Annotated in this window: 21 protein-coding genes; 15 read left to right on the plus strand and 6 right to left on the minus strand. The window is 40.0% G+C overall.

From position 1 onward, the window contains the following. The first annotated feature begins 118 nt into the window (after window positions 1-118). From BUA96_RS05620 to bioA, 4 genes are all read left to right on the plus strand, one after another. The gene (locus BUA96_RS05620) at window positions 119-1,282 is read left to right on the plus strand and encodes an aminotransferase class I/II-fold pyridoxal phosphate-dependent enzyme (RefSeq protein ID WP_072981194.1); all 1,164 of its coding nucleotides are present in this window, start codon (window positions 119-121) and stop codon (window positions 1,280-1,282) included. A 41-nt stretch (window positions 1,283-1,323) separates the two neighbouring features. Beyond that, a complete protein-coding gene (gene bioD / locus BUA96_RS05625) occupies window positions 1,324-1,944 on the plus strand; it encodes a dethiobiotin synthase (RefSeq protein WP_072981196.1) in 621 nt (206 codons plus the stop codon). Between the two features lie 61 nt (window positions 1,945-2,005). Beyond that, window positions 2,006-2,290 (plus strand): GIY-YIG nuclease family protein, encoded by a 285-nt coding sequence (locus BUA96_RS05630; protein WP_072981790.1) that lies wholly within the window; start codon window positions 2,006-2,008, stop codon window positions 2,288-2,290. A 68-nt stretch (window positions 2,291-2,358) separates the two neighbouring features. After that, the gene (bioA, locus tag BUA96_RS05635; RefSeq protein ID WP_072981198.1) at window positions 2,359-3,624 is read left to right on the plus strand and encodes an adenosylmethionine--8-amino-7-oxononanoate transaminase; all 1,266 of its coding nucleotides are present in this window, start codon (window positions 2,359-2,361) and stop codon (window positions 3,622-3,624) included. On the opposite strand, the gene BUA96_RS05640 is transcribed toward bioA, so the two are convergent. Further along, window positions 3,621-4,064, minus strand: coding sequence for a cytochrome c oxidase assembly factor Coa1 family protein (locus BUA96_RS05640; protein ID WP_072981199.1), 444 nt, complete (start codon window positions 4,062-4,064; stop codon window positions 3,621-3,623). The two genes, bioA and BUA96_RS05640, sit on opposite strands and share 4 nt — an antisense overlap. Window positions 4,065-4,135: 71 nt before the next feature. Between BUA96_RS05640 and BUA96_RS05645 the strand changes: the two genes are divergently transcribed. The 3 genes from BUA96_RS05645 to BUA96_RS05655 all read left to right on the plus strand — a co-directional run bounded on the left by BUA96_RS05645 (window position 4,136) and on the right by BUA96_RS05655 (window position 7,511). Continuing rightward, window positions 4,136-5,437 (plus strand): beta-ketoacyl synthase N-terminal-like domain-containing protein, encoded by a 1,302-nt coding sequence (locus tag BUA96_RS05645; protein ID WP_084673065.1) that lies wholly within the window; start codon window positions 4,136-4,138, stop codon window positions 5,435-5,437. A 110-nt stretch (window positions 5,438-5,547) separates the two neighbouring features. Continuing rightward, window positions 5,548-6,627: a biotin synthase BioB gene (gene bioB, locus BUA96_RS05650; protein ID WP_370176016.1), complete on the plus strand. Its 1,080-nt coding sequence runs from the start codon at window positions 5,548-5,550 to the stop codon at window positions 6,625-6,627. Between the two features lie 17 nt (window positions 6,628-6,644). After that, the gene (locus tag BUA96_RS05655; protein WP_072981203.1) at window positions 6,645-7,511 is read left to right on the plus strand and encodes a cupin-like domain-containing protein; all 867 of its coding nucleotides are present in this window, start codon (window positions 6,645-6,647) and stop codon (window positions 7,509-7,511) included. On the opposite strand, the gene BUA96_RS05660 is transcribed toward BUA96_RS05655, so the two are convergent. The 3 genes from BUA96_RS05660 to BUA96_RS05670 all read right to left on the minus strand — a co-directional run bounded on the left by BUA96_RS05660 (window position 7,508) and on the right by BUA96_RS05670 (window position 10,282). After that, window positions 7,508-7,987 (minus strand): regulatory protein RecX, encoded by a 480-nt coding sequence (locus BUA96_RS05660; RefSeq protein ID WP_072981794.1) that lies wholly within the window; start codon window positions 7,985-7,987, stop codon window positions 7,508-7,510. The genes BUA96_RS05655 and BUA96_RS05660 overlap by 4 nt on opposite strands. 160 nt (window positions 7,988-8,147) lie before the next feature. Continuing rightward, window positions 8,148-9,683 (minus strand): Rne/Rng family ribonuclease, encoded by a 1,536-nt coding sequence (locus BUA96_RS05665; RefSeq protein ID WP_072981205.1) that lies wholly within the window; start codon window positions 9,681-9,683, stop codon window positions 8,148-8,150. A 302-nt stretch (window positions 9,684-9,985) separates the two neighbouring features. Further along, window positions 9,986-10,282, minus strand: a complete 297-nt coding sequence (locus BUA96_RS05670; protein WP_009778552.1) for an HU family DNA-binding protein — start codon at window positions 10,280-10,282, stop codon at window positions 9,986-9,988. 128 nt (window positions 10,283-10,410) lie between these two features. On the opposite strand from BUA96_RS05670, the gene mutY reads away from it, so the two are divergent. The 5 genes from mutY to BUA96_RS05695 all read left to right on the plus strand — a co-directional run bounded on the left by mutY (window position 10,411) and on the right by BUA96_RS05695 (window position 14,965). Further along, window positions 10,411-11,499, plus strand: a complete 1,089-nt coding sequence (mutY, locus tag BUA96_RS05675) for an A/G-specific adenine glycosylase (RefSeq protein ID WP_072981206.1) — start codon at window positions 10,411-10,413, stop codon at window positions 11,497-11,499. 101 nt (window positions 11,500-11,600) lie between these two features. Continuing rightward, window positions 11,601-12,074 (plus strand): single-stranded DNA-binding protein, encoded by a 474-nt coding sequence (locus tag BUA96_RS05680; protein WP_072981208.1) that lies wholly within the window; start codon window positions 11,601-11,603, stop codon window positions 12,072-12,074. A gap of 27 nt (window positions 12,075-12,101) precedes the next feature. Further along, a complete protein-coding gene (locus tag BUA96_RS05685; RefSeq protein ID WP_072981210.1) occupies window positions 12,102-13,430 on the plus strand; it encodes a gliding motility-associated protein GldE in 1,329 nt (442 codons plus the stop codon). Between the two features lie 16 nt (window positions 13,431-13,446). Further along, complete coding sequence (gldD, locus tag BUA96_RS05690; protein ID WP_072981212.1) at window positions 13,447-14,013, plus strand: gliding motility lipoprotein GldD; 567 nt, start codon at window positions 13,447-13,449, stop codon at window positions 14,011-14,013. 58 nt (window positions 14,014-14,071) lie between these two features. Further along, window positions 14,072-14,965, plus strand: coding sequence for a DMT family transporter (locus BUA96_RS05695; RefSeq protein WP_072981214.1), 894 nt, complete (start codon window positions 14,072-14,074; stop codon window positions 14,963-14,965). Between the two features lie 73 nt (window positions 14,966-15,038). On the opposite strand, the gene BUA96_RS05700 is transcribed toward BUA96_RS05695, so the two are convergent. Both BUA96_RS05700 and BUA96_RS05705 read right to left on the minus strand, forming a co-directional pair. After that, window positions 15,039-17,108 carry an insulinase family protein gene (locus BUA96_RS05700; protein ID WP_072981216.1) on the minus strand — a complete coding sequence of 690 codons (2,070 nt, stop codon included), beginning with the start codon at window positions 17,106-17,108 and terminating at the stop codon, window positions 15,039-15,041. A 55-nt stretch (window positions 17,109-17,163) separates the two neighbouring features. Further along, complete coding sequence (locus tag BUA96_RS05705; protein ID WP_072981218.1) at window positions 17,164-18,483, minus strand: M16 family metallopeptidase; 1,320 nt, start codon at window positions 18,481-18,483, stop codon at window positions 17,164-17,166. Window positions 18,484-18,694: 211 nt separating this feature from the next. On the opposite strand from BUA96_RS05705, the gene BUA96_RS05710 reads away from it, so the two are divergent. From BUA96_RS05710 to rpmA, 3 genes are all read left to right on the plus strand, one after another. Then, window positions 18,695-19,162 carry a DUF4199 domain-containing protein gene (locus tag BUA96_RS05710; RefSeq protein ID WP_072981220.1) on the plus strand — a complete coding sequence of 156 codons (468 nt, stop codon included), beginning with the start codon at window positions 18,695-18,697 and terminating at the stop codon, window positions 19,160-19,162. A gap of 103 nt (window positions 19,163-19,265) precedes the next feature. Further along, window positions 19,266-19,919 carry a 50S ribosomal protein L21 gene (gene rplU / locus BUA96_RS05715; protein WP_072981222.1) on the plus strand — a complete coding sequence of 218 codons (654 nt, stop codon included), beginning with the start codon at window positions 19,266-19,268 and terminating at the stop codon, window positions 19,917-19,919. A 36-nt stretch (window positions 19,920-19,955) separates the two neighbouring features. After that, the gene (rpmA, locus tag BUA96_RS05720; protein WP_072981224.1) at window positions 19,956-20,219 is read left to right on the plus strand and encodes a 50S ribosomal protein L27; all 264 of its coding nucleotides are present in this window, start codon (window positions 19,956-19,958) and stop codon (window positions 20,217-20,219) included. Window positions 20,220-20,232 lie beyond the last annotated feature (13 nt).

Here is a 20,232-nt window from a genome sequence, read left to right on the forward strand (position 1 = left end):
TCAATAACAAATATAGGATAATTATTGAAAAACAATAATTTTTTAGCACTGCTTATGGGTTTGCCTTTGGGTGGTTTTTCTTTACTTTTTGTTTCTACCCAAACTGTATCTTTGCCCAATGCTGCCCAAAAAATTACAAGAGAAACTCAATCAACGTCGCGAAACAAATGCCTTGCGCCAACTGAAAGTACCCAATGCCGAGTTGGTTGATTTTTCATCCAATGACTATCTGGGGTTTTCTAAGAATCCGGTAATTTTTTCTCGTGCAGGCGAAATTTTAAAAGAGCATAATCTGGAGTTGAACGGTGCAGCGGGGTCACGCTTATTGTCGGGAAATCATAAGCTTTATGAGCTGACTGAACGTTTTATTGCTAAAACACACAAGGTAGAAGCAGCGTTGATCTTCAATTCGGGTTATGACGCCAATGTGGGATTTTTTGGATCTGTGCCGCAGCGCGGTGACGTGATCTTGTATGATGAATTTATTCACGCCAGCATCCGTGATGGCATCCAAATGAGTCACGCAAAAGCCTATAAATTCAAGCACAACGATCTAAATGATTTAGAATCAAAATTGTCACTTCGAGCGCAGTCGAGAAGCTTAGAGAAAGCCAATGATAGCCAGATTTATGTAGTCACCGAATCGGTTTTTTCAATGGATGGAGACAGTCCGGACCTTTTAAAGTTGGTAGGTCTATGCGAGCAGTTTTCAGCTCAGGTTTTTATAGATGAGGCGCACGCCATTGGAGTTTTTGGTACAGGGATTATAGATGATTTGGGGCTAGGAAATCGAGTTACGCGTTTAGTGACTTTTGGTAAAGCGATGGGCTGTCACGGCGCAGCGATCTTAGGTTCTGAAATCTTAAAAAGCTATCTCGTTAATTTTGCCCGAAGCTTGATCTACACCACTGCATTGCCACCACATAGTGTGGCGACCATATTGGCCGCCTACGAACACGCGGCGTCTGACGCAAAAAAGTCAAATTCCGCTTTAATAAAGCTGCGTAAAAACATCCAATATTTCTGTGAAGAGCTCAAAAAGCAACAGCTTCAAGAGTTTTTTATTAAGAGTGATTCGGCGATACACTGTGCGATTCTTCCGGGTAATGCGCGCGTAAAGCATATTTCTGCTACATTACTAGAAGCAGGATTTGATGTAAAAGCCATTCTTTCGCCTACAGTTCCGGCAGGTCAGGAGCGCTTGCGAATTTGTTTACACAGTTATAATTCTCAAAATGAGATAAAAATCCTGCTTGCGCTTCTGGCAAAATCTTTAGAATGATTTTCTGTAGATAAAGTTCGCCGCTTTACCTTTGCAGCACTATGGAAAAACAAACGTTCTTTATCACAGGAATTTCAACCGAAGTTGGAAAAACAGTAGCCTCGGCAATTGTGACCGAAGCTTTAGAGGCCGATTATTGGAAGCCTATTCAGGCAGGCGATTTAGACCATTCTGATACGCACAAAGTCAAAGAATTTGTTGGGAATGATAAAACCGTTTTTCATGATAACGCCTTTAAGTTGCATACACCTATGAGTCCGCATGCGGCGGCAGACATTGATGGTGTTTCCATAAAAGCTTCAGAAATCAAAAGACCGGAAACCGAAAATAATTTGGTTATCGAAGGAGCCGGCGGATTGCTTGTACCGATTAGTGAAACCGAAACGATTCTCGATTTGATTCAGCCGGAAGATAAAGTGATCGTTGTTTCGAGACATTATCTGGGAAGCATCAATCACACGTTGCTTACGATTGATAAACTGAAACAAGCCGGTAAAACCATTCACGGAATCCTGTTTAGCGGCGAAGAACATCCCACAACCGAATCGGTCATTGCAAAAATGAGCGGTGTAGTCATTTTAGGGCGAATAGATGAAGAGCCCTATTTTGATAAAATGGTGGTCAAAGAATATGCAGAGCTTTTGAGAGCAAGGCTTCAGTAGGTTGTTGTTTTTTGGTCACCCTGAACTTGTTTCAGGGTCTCACAAGCAAATGTTGTTAAGTATGAAACAGAGCTATGTTTATATTCTAACCAATACCTACAGAACAACTTTTTATATAGGTGTTACTTCAAATTTGCAGCAGCGGATTGTGGATCACAAGGAGAAAAAAGGTTCCGCTTTTACATCAAAATATAATGTTTGTGGTTTAATTTACTTCGAAGAGTTTTCAGATATTAATCAGGCTATTTTGAGAGAGAAACAATTGAAGAACTGGAAGAAAGATTGGAAATTGAACTTGATCAAGGAGAAAAACCCAAAACTTCAAACATTGAATATTTTTAGTTAAAATAAATTACAAGATGTGATGCTGAAAAAAGTTCAGCATGACGTCTTCATTAAATATATCCTAGAATTTTGAATCTAACAGAACGCGATAAACAACATATTTGGCATCCTTTAACGCAACATAAATTGCATCCTGAAGCAAAACCTATTGTGAAAGCTAAGGGCGCTTTGTTGTATGATGAGGAAGGTAATACCTATGTAGATGCTGTTTCTTCCTGGTATACGGCGATGTATGGGCATTGTAATGATTTTATTGTGGAGCGTGTGCATCGTCAAATGCAGCAGCTGGATCAAATCATTTTCAGCGGATTTACCCACGAGCCGGCGATAGAACTCTCAGAAAAATTGATGGCCATTTTACCTGAGAATCAGCAGAAGTTGATGTTTAACGATAACGGTTCTACTTCTACCGAAATCGGGATCAAAATGGCCTTGCAGTATCATTATAATAAAGGTCAAACCCGCAAGACGCTTTTGGCTTTTGAAGAAGGTTTTCACGGGGATACGTTTGGAGCGATGTCTGTAAGTGGTTTGTCGATATATAACGGTCCGTTTGAGGAGTTTTTTATTGATGTAAAGCGTATTCCGTTGCCTACCGCAGCTAATCAGGAAGAACTCATAAAAGCTATTGAAGCATTTCACGCAGAAACTCCGCTGGCAGGATTCATCTACGAACCATTGGTTCAAGGTGCAGCAGGGATGAAAATGTATCAGGCAGCGCATCTGGAATCGATTTTACAGAAATGTAAAGAACTAGGTATTATTTTGATCGCTGATGAGGTGATGACCGGGTTTGGTAAAACCGGAAGTTTTTTCGCTTCAGACTTTATTGAAGTGAAACCCGATGTCATCTGTCTTTCAAAAGCGCTGACAGCCGGTTTGGTGCCTATGGGCGTCACCACGTGTACACAGGCTATTTTTGATGCGTTTTATGATGATGATATAGGCAAAGGCTTGTTTCACGCGCATACTTATTCGGCGAATCCTATTGCTTGTGCTACTGCAATTGCTGCGCTAGACCTGCTTCAGTCTGAAGAAATTCAGCAAAACATAAAACAGATTCAAAACTGGCACGCTGCGTTTGCTACAGAGATTGAAAAGCATCCCAAAGTGCATTCGACGCGACAACAAGGAACCATTTTTGCCCTAGAGCTTGATGTGCCGATGGAGCGCTACGGAAATTTACGTTATAAAATTTATGAGCGCTGTATGGCCGAAGGTGTGTATTTGCGACCGCTGGGTTCAACAATTTATATTTTGGCTCCTTTTGTGACTACTCAAGAGCAAATGCAGAAGGTTTATGCTGCGATTAAAAAGGTTTTAGATAGTTTCTAATATGCTCCTTGATCCAACTGGTTTTGGTTTAAATCGATAAGTTCTCCGGTGTTATCAACTTGAACCTCGAAGATCTCGTAGATCAACGCATCATCACTTCCTGAGGTTTTTACGTGTAAGGTAGCGGTGCCGTTAGGCCCTTCAATAGGAATGGTTGCTTCGCTGGTTTTGTGTCCGTTTTTATAGTTTACCGAGTAACTGCCCATTCCATCTTTGGTTATGGGTTTGCCGAGGACTTCTATTAATTGCGGGTTGCTTTTTGCAATTTCCAGAGCATCATTGCCGCCGCTGTCATTTTGAACACTTTTCACAAAGCCAAAAATGGCGCCACCAAGAACCAAAACACCTATAACAATGAAGGTGAAACAGCCTCCTACGGGCACCACCCATTTCCAATTTCTTGACCACCAGCTGCGTTCTTCCGTTACGAGTTCGTTCATCTTAACTTCTTTTTGATTGATGCTACTAAACTAAGCGTTTTTGATCATTCTCCATTTTTGATGCCTTATTTTTGCAGCAGATTAAATGGAATTCTGTCTTCCTTTTGGGAAACAGCAATAGAATAATATCTGCGGTGCAGATAAAGATTGAAGATGTGAAGCACGTGATCGCAATTACCGGAATGGCTGCAATTTCTGCAGCAGATACCACTGAAAACCAGCTTGGAAAACACGCCCTATCCTACGACGACCAACTTGAGGCTTGGGTAGGTAAACTTCCGTCAGCGCTTAAAGCTGAGATTGAAGCCATTCGTGCTGAAAACCGAAATTATCAGGCTTTGGATGCTTCGGTATTGTATTCGATGTATGTCTCAAGATTGGCGACGCAACAAGCGGGTTGGCAACAAGGAAGTGATTTTGGGATTAACATAGGGTCGTCACGTGGTGCTACGCAGCTTTTTGAGCAATATTTTGAGCATTTCCTTCAAAATAATAAAAGTGAACCATTGGCTTCTCCAACGACAACCTTGGGAAATCTTTCATCTTGGGTCGCGCAGGATTTACAAAATAACGGTCCGGATATTTCCCACTCCATCACTTGTTCAACGGCTTTGCATGCGATGCTTAACGGTGTTGCTTGGTTGCAAGCCGGGATGTGCGATAAGTTTTTGGTTGGTGGTAGTGAGGCCGCATTGACGCCGTTTACCATCGCACAGATGAAAGCCATCAAAACCTACTCGCGAGCTCCGGCAGATGCACAATTTCCGTGTTTAGCTTTAGATCTCGATAAAACTGAAAATACAATGGTTTTGGGTGAAGGTGCTGCTGCAGTTTGTCTTGAAAAAGGAATGAATGAAAATGCACTGGCGTATATCACCGGTGTAGGTTATGCGACCGAAAAGCTCAAACACGCGGTATCGATTTCTGCGGAAGCGCTATGTTTTCAAAAATCGATGCGTATGGCGATCGAGGATGCTTTTGGAACTGGTCAAGATGATGAGATTTCCGCCTTCGCGGAAATGAAAAATGACGATCAGATTTTGACATTCGCGGAAATGACCAAGAAAGTAGATGCTGTGGTGATGCACGCACCGGGCACAATTGCTGGTGATAAAACTGAATATCTGGCTATCAAAAAAATATTTGGAGAACGTCTTCCGTTATTAACAACCAATAAGTGGAAAATTGGACACACCTTTGGAGCGAGTGGTTTGCTCAGTTTTGATACAGCGATGCACATGGTTCAACGTGGCGAATATGAGGAAGTTCCTTTTATTTCGGCGCAAAAGCCGCCTCAACAAATCAAAAATATCTTGGTTAATGCGGTGGGTTTTGGTGGCAACGCTGTGAGTATTTTAGTAAGCAAGGCGTAGTTTGCACTATTTATAAACAACATATTTAGTATTTTTGAAACCGCTTCCAGAACTTAAACTTCAGAGCGTTTGATTTTGAAGATTTAGGTTTAAGTAAAAAATTGAATTACATGAGACACAATTGGACCCGCGAAGAAATTCTAGAGATTTACAATAAACCGTTGATGGAATTGCTTTACGAAGCCGCAACGGTACATCGTGAATTTCACGACCCAAATACGGTACAGGTTTCCACATTACTTTCTATAAAAACAGGGGGTTGCCCAGAAGATTGTGGGTACTGCCCGCAAGCAGCCCGATACCATACTGATATTGAAGGTAACGACTTGATGCGAGTAAGTCACGTAAAAGCGCAAGCCTTACGTGCAAAAGCGGCCGGTAGCTCACGCGTTTGTATGGGTGCTGCCTGGAGAAATGTAAAAGATGGTGAAGAGTTTGATCAGGTTTTAGAAATGGTGCGTACCATAAATAAACTGGATATGGAAGTGTGCTGCACGCTAGGTATGATCACCGAAAATCAGGCGCAGCGTCTCGCAGAAGCCGGTTTGTATGCATACAATCATAACTTAGATACTTCAGAAGATTATTATAAAGATGTGATCTCTACGCGTGCCTTTCAGGATCGCTTAGATACGATAGGCAATGTGCGTAAGACCAACGTTACGGTTTGTAGTGGAGGAATCATAGGAATGGGAGAAAAAGTAGAAGACCGCGCAGGAATGCTGGTAGCGCTGGCTACTTTAGATCCACAGCCAGAGAGTGTGCCTATCAATGCGCTTGTAGCAGTTGAAGGAACTCCGATGGAAGATATAGAACCTATTTCTATTTGGGAAATGGTGCGTATGGTTGCCACTACCCGTATTGTAATGCCGCAGACTCAAGTGCGACTAAGTGCAGGACGTACACAGATGAGCAGAGAAGGGCAAGCCATGTGTTTCTTTGCCGGGGCAAATTCGATTTTTGCGGGTGATAAACTGCTTACCACGCCTAACCCTGATGTGAACGAGGATATGGAAATGTTCAAGCTGTTAGGATTAAATCCACAAGCGCCTTTTGTGAAAAAAGCACAACCGGAAACTGTTGAAGCAGCAGATTCTAAACATTTGCCTAAAGGCGAAAAACCAAAATGGTCAAGACCGGGGCATACCATTCCGCGTAATGAAGAAGCGAAAGCAAAGGCTAAAGCTTAATTAAATTTAGAGCATACTTGAAACTTACCGAAATACATAGGGTAAAAAGCATTACCAAAGCGGAGTTTGTAAAAAACTACCTAAAGCCACAAAAGCCGGTGGTTATAGAGAATCTCATAGGAGATTGGCCGGCGTACGACAAGTGGAGTTTGGATTATATCAAAGAGATCGCCGGCGATAAAGAAGTGCCGCTCTATGATGATCGTCCGGTAACGCACGAAGATGGTTTTAATCAGGCACACGCCAAAATGAAAATGGCAGATTATGTAGATCTGTTGAAGCGTGAACCTACCAACTATCGCATTTTCTTGTATAATATTATGAAGGAAGTGCCTTCGCTTAAGAAGGATTTTAAATTTCCGAAGATAGGATTGCGGTTGATCAAGCAGATCCCGATGGTATTTTTTGGGGGTGAGAACTCTAAAGTATTTATGCACCACGATATTGACTGGGCCAATATTTTACACTTTCATTTCCACGGAAAAAAGCGCTGTATTTTATTTCCGCCAGATCAAACCGAAAATCTGTATAAAGTACCACACTCGTTGATCACAAGAGAGGATATAGATTTTGACCATCCTGATTATGAGAAATTTCCGGTACTTAAAAAAGCTGAAGGTTTAGTGTGCGATCTAAAACACGGAGAAACTTTATATATGCCTGAAGGCTATTGGCATTATATGAAGTATGTAACGCCCGGATTTAGCATGAGCTTGCGTGCATTACCAAGAAAGCCTAAACACCTCTTACAAGCCGTGTATAACGTCTTTATCATGCGTCATTACGATAACCTAATGCGTCGCCGTAAAGGACAAGCGTGGATTGATGAGAAAAACGAGCGTGCTATTGCAGATACCCATAAAAAACACGGGTTGGCGGTTTAAGGAATCAACTCTTTTGCCTTTTCATAAACCCAATCTCCCGGCCAGCCGCGATAAAGGAGGTAATCAGCTAGTTTTTTACGCTTTTTGTATTTGTCTTTTTCGGTGAGTTGGTCAAAGCGTTTTAGAGCTAGTTTGTCAAACGTATTTCTGTATTCTTTTTCGGGGATTTCGGTAAAGGCTTTGTTGATGAGGTAAGTGCCTATTTCGCGTTGCTTCAGTTCTTGTTTGATGCGGTTTTTCCCCCATTTTTTATGACGAAATTTTCCACGGGCAAAACTACGCGCAAAGCGTTCTTCATCTAGAAATTTATGCTGGAGTAAGTGGTAAATGATCGCGTCTACGGCATCGGGTATCATCCGCATTTGAATCAACTTTTCACGCACCTCTTTGTGACAGCGATCTTGATAGGCGCAATATGCTTCAAGCTTGCGCTTGGCTTCTTCTACAGTGTAGGTTTTTGTGGGTTGTTGATTCAAAATTCTAGGTTGAGATTTCAAATTTAAGGTCTTTTTAATCCACTACAGACCAATTTAGTTCAAAGCTTCTAATTTTTCTCCCTTTGGGAGAAATGCCCGTCAGGGCAATGAGGGTCCAATAAAAAACCCCCACCGTTTGCACGATGAGGGTTGTTTCAGTTTATCTAATTTCTTTCCCGTCTTTTGTAAAACGGTACTCGAGATACGTGTAAGCATCTCTGGGCATTATTTTAACCCATTTTTTGTGTTCTAAAAACCATTTAGAACGTACTGAAGGGAAGCCTTTTGTCAAGAAGGCTGCTATAAACGGATGCGTGTGTAACGTGATCTTTTTATAGTCTTTTTTGAATAATTTGATCAAATCTGCTTGTATGCGATTTACAACACTAATAGGCGCTTCGATCTCACCGTCTCCGTTAGGGTCTTTTTCTCGAGTTTTTATATTCATCTCGGGACGCACACGTTGACGTGTGATTTGGATAAGACCAAATTTACTAGGCGGTAAAATTTTATGCTTGGCACGATCGTCGCTCATCTCATCACGTAGGTGATTAAACAGTTTTTTGCGATTTTCGGCTTTGCTCATATCGATAAAATCTACTACTATGATCCCACCCATATCGCGCAGACGTAGCTGCCGTGCGATTTCGGTGGCAGCGATCAAATTCACTTCTAAAGCAGTGTCTTCTTGACTTTTTGCTTTGCTTGAGCGGTTACCGCTATTTACATCTATTACGTGAAGAGCTTCGGTATGTTCTATTACCAGATAGGCTCCTCTACTCATAGAAACGGTCTTGCCAAACGAAGTTTTTATTTGACGCTCTATGCCGTGCTTTTCATAAATAGGCACAGTGTTTTGATAGAGTTTTACGATACTTTCTTTATTAGGTGCAATCTCTTGCAAGTAATCTTTGATTTGGTAGTACAATGTTTCATCATCTACGCAGATGTTTGTAAACGAGTCGTTAAAGAGGTCTCTTAACATAGAAGAGGCTCTATTCATCTCGCCTAAAACTTTACTGGGCAAATGAGCATTGTGTAATTTTTTACACATGGCGGTCCAACGGTCCACCAAGTTTTGTAGATCTTTGTCTAGCTCTGCAACCATTTTTCCTTCAGCGACGGTGCGTACAATCACACCAAAACCTTTGGGGCGAATGCTTTGCATCAAGCGTTTAAGTCTTGCTTTTTCTTCTCGGGATTCAATTTTTTGAGAAATAGAAATTCGGTCAGAAAAAGGAACGAGAACCACATATCTCCCGGCGATAGAAAGCTCACTGCTAATTCTTGGGCCTTTAGTTGAGATGGGTTCTTTTACCACTTGAACAAGAATTGACTGGTTAGATTTAACAGCATCTGCTATTTTTCCGTTTTTGTCAATATCTTTTTCTGTAGGAAAGTTTTTTAAGGAAAAATCCTTGAGTTTACCTGTGCTTACACGTTTTACAAATTTCAAAAGAGTGGGAAGCTGAGGTCCTAGATCGTGATAGTGCAAAAATGCATCTTTCTCGTAGCCCACATTGACAAATGCGGCGTTAAGACCAGAAACCGTTTTACGTATTTTAGCGATAAGAATATCACCTACGCTAAACTGGTTATCTTCCTCATCCTTATGTAATTCTATTAGTTTACCATCTTTTAAAAGGGCAAAATCAACTGAAGTGGAACTGGATCGAATTATTAATTCATTATTCACGCTTCATTAAATTATATCCACAGCATCATCCACAATGGAGTGCTGCAAAAGATTAAACATTATTTTTCACAGGAATTTGTGTTTGCGATAGGAGGGTCTGTTTTTCTAAAAACTTAGAAAACGGCTCCTGATGTCAATGAACGGTATTATACTAAACGTATAATAAAAGAAAAAGTAGTGCTAGACTACTTTTTCTTCTTGTGACGGTTAGCACGACGACGTTTTTTACGCTTGTGCGTCGCTACCTTGTGTCTTTTTCTTTTCTTACCACTTGGCATAAGAATTCAATTTAAAATTAATAGTTAGTTTTCGTCTACAGATACGTTTGACTTAACACCTTCAACAAATACCTTTGCAGGTTTAAATGCAGGGATGTTATGAGCTGGTATCTTGATTGTAGTATTCTTAGAAATGTTACGGCCGGTTTTCTCAGCACGAGTTTTAATGATAAAACTTCCAAAACCTCTTAGGTAAACGTTGTCACCACCTTCTAAAGAATTTTTTACTTCAGTCATGAAGGTTTCAACAGTTGCTTGTACATCGTTTTTCTCGATTCCTAGTTTCTCAGAAATTTTGGCAACAATATCTGCTTTTGTCATTGCTTGTTATTTTAGGGGGTTAAAAATTTTCAAGGGTGCAAATATACATATTAATAAATCAATATTTCAAGCGTAAAAGATTAAAATATAACTAGATAAACGGTTAATTTGACCAAAAGGTATTTTTTGTGTTAAACTTTTCTAAAAAACTCATACACTGGTATTTACAAAATAAGCGAGAACTGCCCTGGCGACAAACTCAAGACCCTTATAGCATTTGGTTGTCTGAAATCATACTTCAGCAAACGCGTGTAGAGCAGGGAATGCCCTACTATTTTAGCTTTGTGGAGACCTATCCTGACGTAAAAGCACTGGCTGCTGCTCGAGAAGATGACGTCCTTAAATTATGGCAAGGCTTAGGTTATTATTCACGCGCCAGAAACCTGCACGCCACGGCAAAAAAGGTAGCTTATGATCTTAATGGTGTTTTTCCTGATACGTATAAAGAATTAAAGAAGCTTAAAGGAGTGGGGGACTACACCGCCAGTGCTATTGCTTCTATATGTTTTAATGAAGCAACTGCTGTGGTTGATGGTAATGTATATCGCGTGCTCTCTAGAATTTATGGGATAGACACTCCTATTAATAGTACACCCGGGGCGAAAGAATTTAAAGCTTTGGCTCAAGAGCTTATAGATAAGAAGGATCCGGCTACATTCAACCAAGCGATTATGGAATTTGGCGCCACACAATGTAAGCCTAAGAATCCGTATTGTTTGCATTGCCCTTTCAGCGAAAGCTGTGTCGCTTTTCAGCAAGGGAGGATTGCAGATTTACCCGTAAAGAAAGGAAAGATCAAAGTGCGGGATCGCTTTTTTAATTATTTGATTTTTATCACTCCTAAAGGTGAAACCCTGATTCAACAACGTAAAGAAAAAGGAATTTGGCGCGGACTATTTGACTTTCCGCTTTTAGAAACTGAAAAGGACTTGCAGAAAGAACACTTTCGCGAAAGCGTAAACAAGTTGATGATCTTAGGAAAGGATAAATCGGTCAAATTTGAAGCGTTGCCGGTAGAAGAGATTATTCTGCAACAACGAGCGCCTATTATACATAAGCTATCGCATCAAAAGCTACACGTGAAGTTTTGGGTAATAAAGCTTAGTGAAGCATCTGGTTTGCAGATGATCGCTTATGAGCGTTTAGGTGATTTTGCGGTTCCGCGAGTAATAGATCGTTTTTTAGAAGACTTTGATTTTAAAGACTTTTTAGAATAAAATAAAGAATTTTGACCCGTATTTATTGTGAGGTGTTAACGCCATTTTAGTTGAGCAACTCCTTAATTTTAGTTACTTTTGACCTCTAAAACTTAGAGAATATGTCTGGTACGCTAAATAAAGTAATGCTCATAGGGCACACGGGTGATGATGTAAAGATGCACTATTTTGAAGGCGGTGGAGCGATTGGTCGTTTTCCACTTGCGACAAATGAGACGTATACTAACCGTACTACGGGAGAGCGCGTAAGTAATACTGAGTGGCATAACATCGTCGTGCGTAACAAAGGAGCTGAGATTTGCGAAAAGTATCTCAAAAAAGGAGATAAAGTGTATGTCGAAGGAAGAATCAAAACGCGTAAGTGGCAAGATGAATCTGGCGCTGAGCGTTACAGTACAGAAATTCAATGTACAGACTTCACTTTTTTAACGCCTAAAGATGCTAGCGGAATGACCTCGCAGTCTACAGGTGCGCAGCCGGCACAAAGCACTGCTCCTGCAAGCACTCCTAAACCTTCTCCATCACCGGTCTCTCCCGGTTATGAAGATGACGATGAAGACGATTTACCATTTTAATTATACCGACTAAACAAATTAATTGCATTGGATCCTGACCCCCCAAGTTTATTAATTATTCAGCAAAGCTTTTCGGTAACTACGGTTATAGAGATTGTTGCTGTGATTGTTTTACTTATTTGTTCTGCACTGATTAGTGGTACAGAAGTCGCATTTTTTGCGCTTACTCCGGCAGATCTTGAGCTTGATGTAGAAAAGCAAACCAAGAAAGAAAGTCTTGTGGTGCGCCTACTTGAGAAGCCAAAAAAGCTGCTTGCTACTATTTTGGTTGCCAATAATTTCATCAACATTGCGATCGTACTCATTTTTGCCAGTCTTGGCGAAACCCTTTTTGCAGGTCTTGAGCAATACCAGTTCTGGATCATCAACCTTAGATTTCTTGTTGAAGTAGTTGCGGTAACTTTTTTAATCTTGATGTTTGGTGAGATTCTGCCTAAGGTTTACGCAAGTAGAAATAAAGTAGCGTTTTCAGGTCAGATGGCTTATCCCATGCTGGTTCTTGATGTGATCATCTCGCCTTTGAGTATTCCTATGCGCGCAGTTACTTTGTTTCTTCAGGATCGTTTTGGGAAACAGAAAGCAAATATTAGTATAGATCACCTTGGTCAGGCTTTAGAGCTTACGAGTGAGGATGATACATCGGTAGAAGAGCAAAAGATTTTAAAGGGAATCGTAAGTTTTGGTAACACAGATACCAAGCAGGTGATGAAACCGCGGATGGATATTTTTGCGCTCAATGAGGAGCTGACTTATCAAGAAGTGATTCCGTTGATCATTGAAAACGGGTATTCGCGAATTCCTGTTTTTACAGAAAACATCGACAATATTGCCGGAATTCTTTATGTAAAAGATTTGCTTCCGCATATAGATAAAGAGACTTTTGAGTGGACGAGCCTGTTGAGGGACCCCTACTTTGTTCCTGAGAACAAAAAGCTTGATGATTTGCTTAATGAGTTTAAAGACAAGCGTAATCACCTTGCAATCGTCGTTGATGAATATGGCGGAACCAGCGGTTTGATCTCTATGGAAGATATCATCGAAGAAATCGTGGGCGATATCAGCGATGAGTTTGATGACGAAGATATTATCTTCTCAAAACTTGATGATAATAACTACATATTTGAGGGTAAAACTTCACTGAAGGATTTTTATAAAGTGATCAGGCTTGAGGATAATACGGCTTTTGAAGATAACAAAGGCGAAGCCGAAACGCTTGCCGGTTTTTTACTTGAAATTTCTAAAGGTTTTCCGCGGAAGAACGAAATACTAAATTTTGAGCATTACGCGTTCACTATTGAAGTAATTGATCAAAAGCGTATCAAGCAAATCAAGCTTACTATTAAAGATATAGATTAGGCGTAAATCCATTTCCTTGAAGCAATTCAGAAAATATTGTTTTATAGCATTTTGTTGCGGAATTCTCTTTTCTTGCAAAGAAGAAGTGCTCCCTAAACCTGATGGTTTTCTCGCGCTCGATTACGATAAACCTGACTACACCGCTTATACGAGTACAGATTGCCCTTATGAGTTTATGAAAAATACCAAGGCGGTCGTGCGTTATAAAAATGACTGTTCTGCGGTGTTGGAATATCCCGAAATGAACGGTGCTTTATACCTTACGTATAGACCGGTTGATAATAATATTAAAGAGTTGCTGGTTGACGCTCAAAAGCTAACGTATGAGCACGTTGTAAAAGCAGATAATATTGCCGAAGAAAAGTATGTAAATGACTATCACGGCGTATATGGGATGTTTTATGATGTGGCTGGTAATGCGGCTTCTCAATCCCAGTTTTACGTAACCGATAGTACTTCACACTTCATAACCGGTTCTATTTACTTTAATGTGACGCCCAATTACGACAGTATTCTTCCTGCTGCGGCCTATCTTAAATACGACATCAGACATTTGATGGAGTCTTTAAAATGGAAGAAATAAGCGTTTCTCGATACTTTTCTGCGTATTAAATCCCAATTTTGCAGCTCAAAATTGAGCTATGCAAGAGACCAATAAAAAGTGGCTGTATCTTTTTATACTTTCGTTGATCTGGGGTACTTCGTATATTTTGATCAAGAAAGGTTTGGTGGGTTTAACACCGTTGCAATTAGGCGCATTCAGAATTATTTTCACCACAATTTTTCTATTCCTAATCGGTTTTAAAAAGCTGTTTAAAATCTCAAAGCAGCAATGGGGTTGGGTAGCTTTGAGCGCGCTACTGGGTACATTTCTACCGGTATTTCTATTTGCTTATGCCGAAACGCAAATAGACAGCAGTATCGCTTCGATCTTAAATTCGTTAGTCCCACTGTTCACGATTGTTTTAGGATTTTTACTCTTTAAGATCGCTTTTACTCGTAATCAAATCATCGGAGTTGTTTTGGGGCTTTTAGGAGCCGGAATACTCATTTTTCAAGGTGCTGAAGTGAACCCTGAACAAAATTATCTTTTTGCCGGTTTTGTTGTGATTGCCGCGCTGTGTTATGCGGGCAACGCTAATATTCTAAAAGCTAAACTACAGGAAGTTTCTTCTTTGGCAATTGCGGTGGGGAACTTTAGCGTAATGCTCATTCCTGCGGTAATCGTGCTTTATTTTTCCGGCGGAACGCAATTGAATATCGAAGATCCTAAAATTAAAAGTTCTTTGATCTATGTATTGATCCTGGCATTTTTTGGGACTGCACTGGCTAAAATTTTATTCAACAAATTGGTGCAAATATCTTCGGCGGTGTTCTCGACCTCAGTGACCTATTTGATTCCTATTGTTGGGATCTTTTGGGGCTTACTCGATGGAGAGCGTTTTACCTTAATTCATCTTGTTGGTGCCGGCGTCATTTTAACCGGCGTGTATTTGGTGAATGCGAATAGAAAACAAAAAAAGACCAACGGTTAAGTTGGTCTTTCTTGATTTATTGGCACCGCCAAAGGATTTAAAAACCCTTAGCGCTTACGTTTAAAGCATCTTTCTATTGAAAGTCTGCGTCACTCACACCTTCATTCACTTTGATTTCAGAGAATGTAAATTCGATGTTTTGAGGCCCCATAGATTGAGATAATTTGTAAGGAACAACAATCGCTCCCGCCGGCTTATAGTCATCAAACTGAATAGTCTGTACAAAGGTTTGACCTTGCATTTCTTGTGTGGTCTCTTCTTTGATTTTTAAACCGCTTTCGGTGTCATAAAATGCTTTTTTAGTATCAGTAAGTGCTACTGCGTACGCATTTTTACCGTCAACTTTTTCGATACCTAAAAGTTTTATAGAAGCGTCGTTGATCATATTGACTTCCGGGATGATCGCAGCTTCTTTTTTCAATGCTTCAACTTGCTCCGGAGACGGATTCATAGTTTGTCCCTGCGCAGAGATCGAAGCGCTGTCTCCATTTAAGACCTGCTTAGACATCACATTGCCCATTACCGAAATTTCTTGTAAAAACTGGTCTTTATTAGTTTTCTTGATGGTCAGTTTTAAAGGCGTGCCTTGAACGCTGCCTTCTCCCATCATAACGATCGAATTAATTCCTGCAACAGCTTCTTTACCACCAATAGCTTCAATATAATTATTAAAAACGGTGGTTGCTGTGACACCTTCAGGAAGCGCTACTTCATAGGTAGGTTTTTCAACTGCGTTGGCTTTTTTATCAAAATACTTCACCGGAATGGTTTTTCCTTTATAGGTTACCTTTTCAAGGTTTTCAAGAACTTCGCTTCCTTTACCCGCGATCACGATGCGTGCATTATCACCTAAGAAATATTTATTAGCAACACGCTGCACATCTGCAACCGTTACTGCGTTTACTTTACTTAGATAATCCTGATAGAAATCATCTGGTAGGTTTTCGGTTTCCTTATTTAATGCAAAGCGCGCAATAGTGCTTGGCTGCTCTAATGAGCGTACAAAGCTTCCTACATATTTTGCTTTAGCATTTTTAAGATCTGTTGCTGAAACAGGCTCTTGACGAATCTTGTCAATTTCTTCTAAGAAAGCAACAACAGAACTGTCTGTTACCATATTACGCACACTTGCCGAAGCGCTAAACGAAGTTTTACCATATTTACTGTCGCTAATGCTTGAATACGCACCATAAGTATAGCCTTTATCTTCTCTAAGATTTAAGAACAAACGACCTTCTCCGCCGCCGCCTAGAATTTGGTTAGCGATCAGTACCGGGAAATAATCAGGATCGCTCATTTTTAAATCTACAAGGTTTTGCACGATCACCTGAGATTGTACGGCGTTAGGCATATCAACAAAATCAATTTCTGGAGTAGAAACGTTTTGAGGAGTTGCAAAATCATTGCTTAATGTAGTACCTTTTTTCCAATCTTTAAAATCGGCTGAAACCCATTTTTTGATGTCTTTATAATCAACATCCCCAACCACTACGAGGTAAGCATTGTTAGGAATAAAAGCCTTTTTGTAAAATGCTTTAGCGTCTGCCAAAGTTATTTTTTCCAAGCCTTCTTGAGTTTCAAACTCTCCTTTAGGATGGTTCTTACCATAAAGTAGTGCACGACTTACTTGACCAGCTGCAGCAGCAACACTTTTTTCGTTGGTTTTTAAACCTTCGATCAATTTGGTTTGCTCTTTTTCAAATTCTTCCTGAGTAAAATTAGGATGAATAGCAGCGTCTGCGAGTAATTCTAAAATGCGCTCTGCATATTGCGAAAGTCCGCTAGCAGATGCGTATTGTGAGCCAAAACTCATACGAGCACCCATATAATCAACTTCCTCATTAAAGTCATCTTTACTAATGCTTTGCGAACCTTGGCCTAATAAAGAACCGGCTAAGGCAGCAGCGCCTGTTTTATCCCCTTCGGCGATTGGTGGGTTGTCTAAAGTAAGCGTGTAGGCAACTCGTGGTAATTTGTGGTTTTCAACCACGATAACTTTGAGTCCGTTTTTTAAGGTAAAAGTTTCCGGCTCACTTAGATTGATTTCCGGAGCGGGACCAGCCTTAGGTTGAGTGCTTCGGTCTATTTGAGCTACTGCACTTAAGCTGCAGATAAATAGTAAGCTAAAGAATATATTTTTCATCTAAATCGTATTTTAATTCTGTTTCTGAAGTTTAAAGCGGATTATAAACTGAAGATTACTGATCTTCTTTTTTAGGTAAATATTCTACTTCTACGCGTTGGTTAGGCTTCAGGTATTTATTAGCAACTTCTTTGATCTCTTCTCTGGTGATCGAACGGTAAATTTCTATTTCAGAGTTGATCAAATTAGTGTCGTCATAAAGCATGTAATTGCGCGCCAAAGTGTTTGCAATACCCTCTACGCTAGAATTTGAGTTTACAAAATTAGTTTCGGCTTTGTTTTGCAATTTCTCGTAATCAGATTCAGAGATAAGTTCGTTGCGCAATTTGGTTATTTCTTCTTCCATACCTTCTATAAGCGTGTCAAGGCTTGTTTCGCCAAGCGGAAGACCAAAAATGATATACATACCATAGTCTTCTTGCTCAAGGTTTATAGCACCAATTTGAAGCGCTTTTTTCTCATCGTCAACCATCTTTTTGTAAAGCTTAGAACTTTTTCCGTCGCTTAAATAAGAGGATATCATATTGAGAACATAAGCGTCGCGGTCACCATATCCCGGGGTGCGGTATGCGGTTAGAATCGCAGGAACTTGAATGTTAGAGTCGTAAAATTGGCTACGTGTAGCCTCGGTAATTGGCTCTTCGGTAGGATAACTGCGCTCAAGCGCTGGTCCACTTGGGATAGGACCAAAATAGTCTTCGATTAATTTTTTAGTTTCATCAACTTCGATATCACCGGCAACAACTAAAACAGCATTGCTAGGCTTGTAATATTTATCAAAGTAATCCTTGAACTCCTGTAAAGAAGCTGCGTCAAGATCTTCCATATAACCTACGTTTGGATCTTTGTAAGGATGGTTTTCAAAAAGTTGCTCGCTGATTGCAAATAGAAACTGACCATAAGGCGAGTTGTCATAACGTAAACGGCGCTCCTCTTTGACTACTTCGTTTTGTGTATCTACACCGTCTTGCTTGATGACCGGGTGAAGCATACGCTCAGACTCCATCCATAAACCTAATTCAAGGTTGTTTGACGGAAACACTTCGTAATAATAAGTGCGGTCTTGAGAGGTGTTGGCATTGTTGGTCCCACCGTTTGAACTTACGATTTCAAACCATTTTCCGTTTTCAATATTTTCGGTTCCCTCAAAGAGTAAATGCTCAAAAAAGTGAGCAAAGCCGGTACGGCTGTCCTCGCGATCTTTTCCTCCTACGTGATACATTACTGAAGTAGTGACTACAGGAGCGGTGTTATCCTGATGTAAAATAACGTGTAAGCCGTTATCAAGATCATATTCTTCAAATTCTACCTCTTGCGCCTGAATTGAAAGGCTCATCGCAAAAATTGAAGCCAGTGAAAAAAGCGTTTTTTTCATGAATAGAGTTTTTATTTTGTTTCGGTAATAAGTAATGGATATGGAGCGAATGTTACATACTGATTCAATTTTAACATTCATAGTAATTTTTAATTAGCAATAAAGTTAAGGTACTGCAAAATGAATTTTTGAATTTCTAATTTTAACAAGATGTTAGCTGACATTGAGCGTTTTAATTATGAAATTTAGTAGGAATCAAAAAAATAAAGTTATGCTTAAGATCGCACTTCCTATACGTTTTGGCATCGCCATATCTGCTGGCTTAATCGCCTACTTTCTCGTTTTAGCCTTATTTGAATTACACACCAATCCGTTGTTCAGTTTGTTTAATGGCGTGATAACCGGTTTTGGAATTTATGAAGCCATTAAATACTACAAACTGAGTAAAGGAAAAGATTTTGAGTACGGTGATGGTTTTTCTGTTGGTGTTGTGACCGGTTTTGTTGCGACGATCATTTTTACCGCTTTCTTTGCACTATATGCAGGTAATCTCAATCCCGATTTTTTAAGCAATATGATCGCGGCTTGGGAAACGACGTACAATACCAGTTTGGGTAGCGTGATTTTTGTAGTGGCCATTATGGGGTTTGCAACTAGTACAGTGCTGACTTTGAGTTTTATGCAATTATTTAAGCCCAGCTGGAATTTAAAAAAGAAACCAAAAACTACTCAAGCGTAATTTTACATTATTGGTTTGTATTGTAAGTAAATAGCTGTATATTTGCGCCCTCTTAAATCAGAAGGTTTAAGAATTTTTAAAACTATTTTTTAATAATTACGCTATGTACGCAATTGTAGAGATAGCAGGGCAGCAATTTAAAGTTGCAAAAGACCAGAAGGTTTTTGTGAACCGCTTGGCAGGAGAAGAAGGAGACGAAGTTTCTTTTGATAAAGTTCTTTTGGCAGGAGATGGTGACAACATCACTTTAGGCGCCCCGGCTATAGAAGGAGCTCTAGTAGGAGCAAAGATTTCACGTCATTTAAAAGGAGACAAAGTAATTGTTTTCAAAAAGAAAAGACGTAAAGGTTACAAGAAGAAAAATGGTCATCGTCAATCTTTAACTGAGATTATAATTGGTGATATTTCTTTAAAAGGAGGTAAGAAAGCTGCTCCTAAGACCGAAAAGAAAGAAGTAAAAGCTGAAGAGCCAAAGGCTAAAAAAGCAAAAGCTTCTTCAAAGGGAGATGATCTTAAAAAGATTGAAGGTGCAGGACCAAAAGCTGCTGAAGCATTAGTAGCTGCAGGAATTGATACTTTCGCTAAAGTTGCTAAGACTTCTCCAGAAAAATTGAGCGAAGTTCTTTCTGAAGCGAGCTCAAGATTAAGCCACATCGTTACTGAAACTTGGCCAAAGCAAGCTGCTTTAGCTGCTGAAGGTAAGTGGGATGAGCTTAAAGAATTACAAGATAGATTAGACGGCGGAGTAGAAAAATAATCGCTGAATTAAGTATAACCATAAAACTAGAATAAGATGGCTCACAAAAAAGGAGTAGGTAGTTCTAAGAACGGTAGAGAATCAGAATCGAAACGTCTAGGTGTTAAGATTTTTGGTGGTCAAGCAGCAGTAGCTGGTAACATCATCGTTAGACAACGTGGTAACACGCACCATCCAGGTGATAACGTTTATGGTGGAAAAGATCATACTTTACACGCTAAAGTAGACGGTATCGTTAAGTTTACTAAAAAGAAAGACAACAAATCTTATGTATCTGTAGTACCTACTGCAGAAGCTTAAGAACTTTGTTTAA

Origin of the sequence: Leeuwenhoekiella palythoae, assembly GCF_900130045.1 — a bacterium.
Taxonomy (GTDB): domain Bacteria; phylum Bacteroidota; class Bacteroidia; order Flavobacteriales; family Flavobacteriaceae; genus Leeuwenhoekiella; species Leeuwenhoekiella palythoae.

What these genes read in the sequence shown, in the direction of transcription:
- BUA96_RS05670 (WP_009778552.1), bottom strand. Translation starts at nt 10,282, where the DNA reads ATGACAAAAGCAGATATTGTTGCCAAAATTTCTGAGAAACTAGGAATC.
- bioD (WP_072981196.1), top strand. Translation starts at nt 1,324, where the DNA reads ATGGAAAAACAAACGTTCTTTATCACAGGAATTTCAACCGAAGTTGGA.
- rplU (WP_072981222.1), top strand. Translation starts at nt 19,266, where the DNA reads ATGTACGCAATTGTAGAGATAGCAGGGCAGCAATTTAAAGTTGCAAAA.
- BUA96_RS05710 (WP_072981220.1), top strand. Translation starts at nt 18,695, where the DNA reads ATGCTTAAGATCGCACTTCCTATACGTTTTGGCATCGCCATATCTGCT.
- BUA96_RS05705 (WP_072981218.1), bottom strand. Translation starts at nt 18,483, where the DNA reads ATGAAAAAAACGCTTTTTTCACTGGCTTCAATTTTTGCGATGAGCCTT.
- BUA96_RS05630 (WP_072981790.1), top strand. Translation starts at nt 2,006, where the DNA reads ATGAAACAGAGCTATGTTTATATTCTAACCAATACCTACAGAACAACT.
- BUA96_RS05680 (WP_072981208.1), top strand. Translation starts at nt 11,601, where the DNA reads ATGTCTGGTACGCTAAATAAAGTAATGCTCATAGGGCACACGGGTGAT.
- bioB (WP_370176016.1), top strand. Translation starts at nt 5,548, where the DNA reads ATGAGACACAATTGGACCCGCGAAGAAATTCTAGAGATTTACAATAAA.
- BUA96_RS05695 (WP_072981214.1), top strand. Translation starts at nt 14,072, where the DNA reads ATGCAAGAGACCAATAAAAAGTGGCTGTATCTTTTTATACTTTCGTTG.
- rpmA (WP_072981224.1), top strand. Translation starts at nt 19,956, where the DNA reads ATGGCTCACAAAAAAGGAGTAGGTAGTTCTAAGAACGGTAGAGAATCA.
- BUA96_RS05620 (WP_072981194.1), top strand. Translation starts at nt 119, where the DNA reads ATGCTGCCCAAAAAATTACAAGAGAAACTCAATCAACGTCGCGAAACA.
- BUA96_RS05700 (WP_072981216.1), bottom strand. Translation starts at nt 17,108, where the DNA reads ATGAAAAATATATTCTTTAGCTTACTATTTATCTGCAGCTTAAGTGCA.
- BUA96_RS05640 (WP_072981199.1), bottom strand. Translation starts at nt 4,064, where the DNA reads ATGAACGAACTCGTAACGGAAGAACGCAGCTGGTGGTCAAGAAATTGG.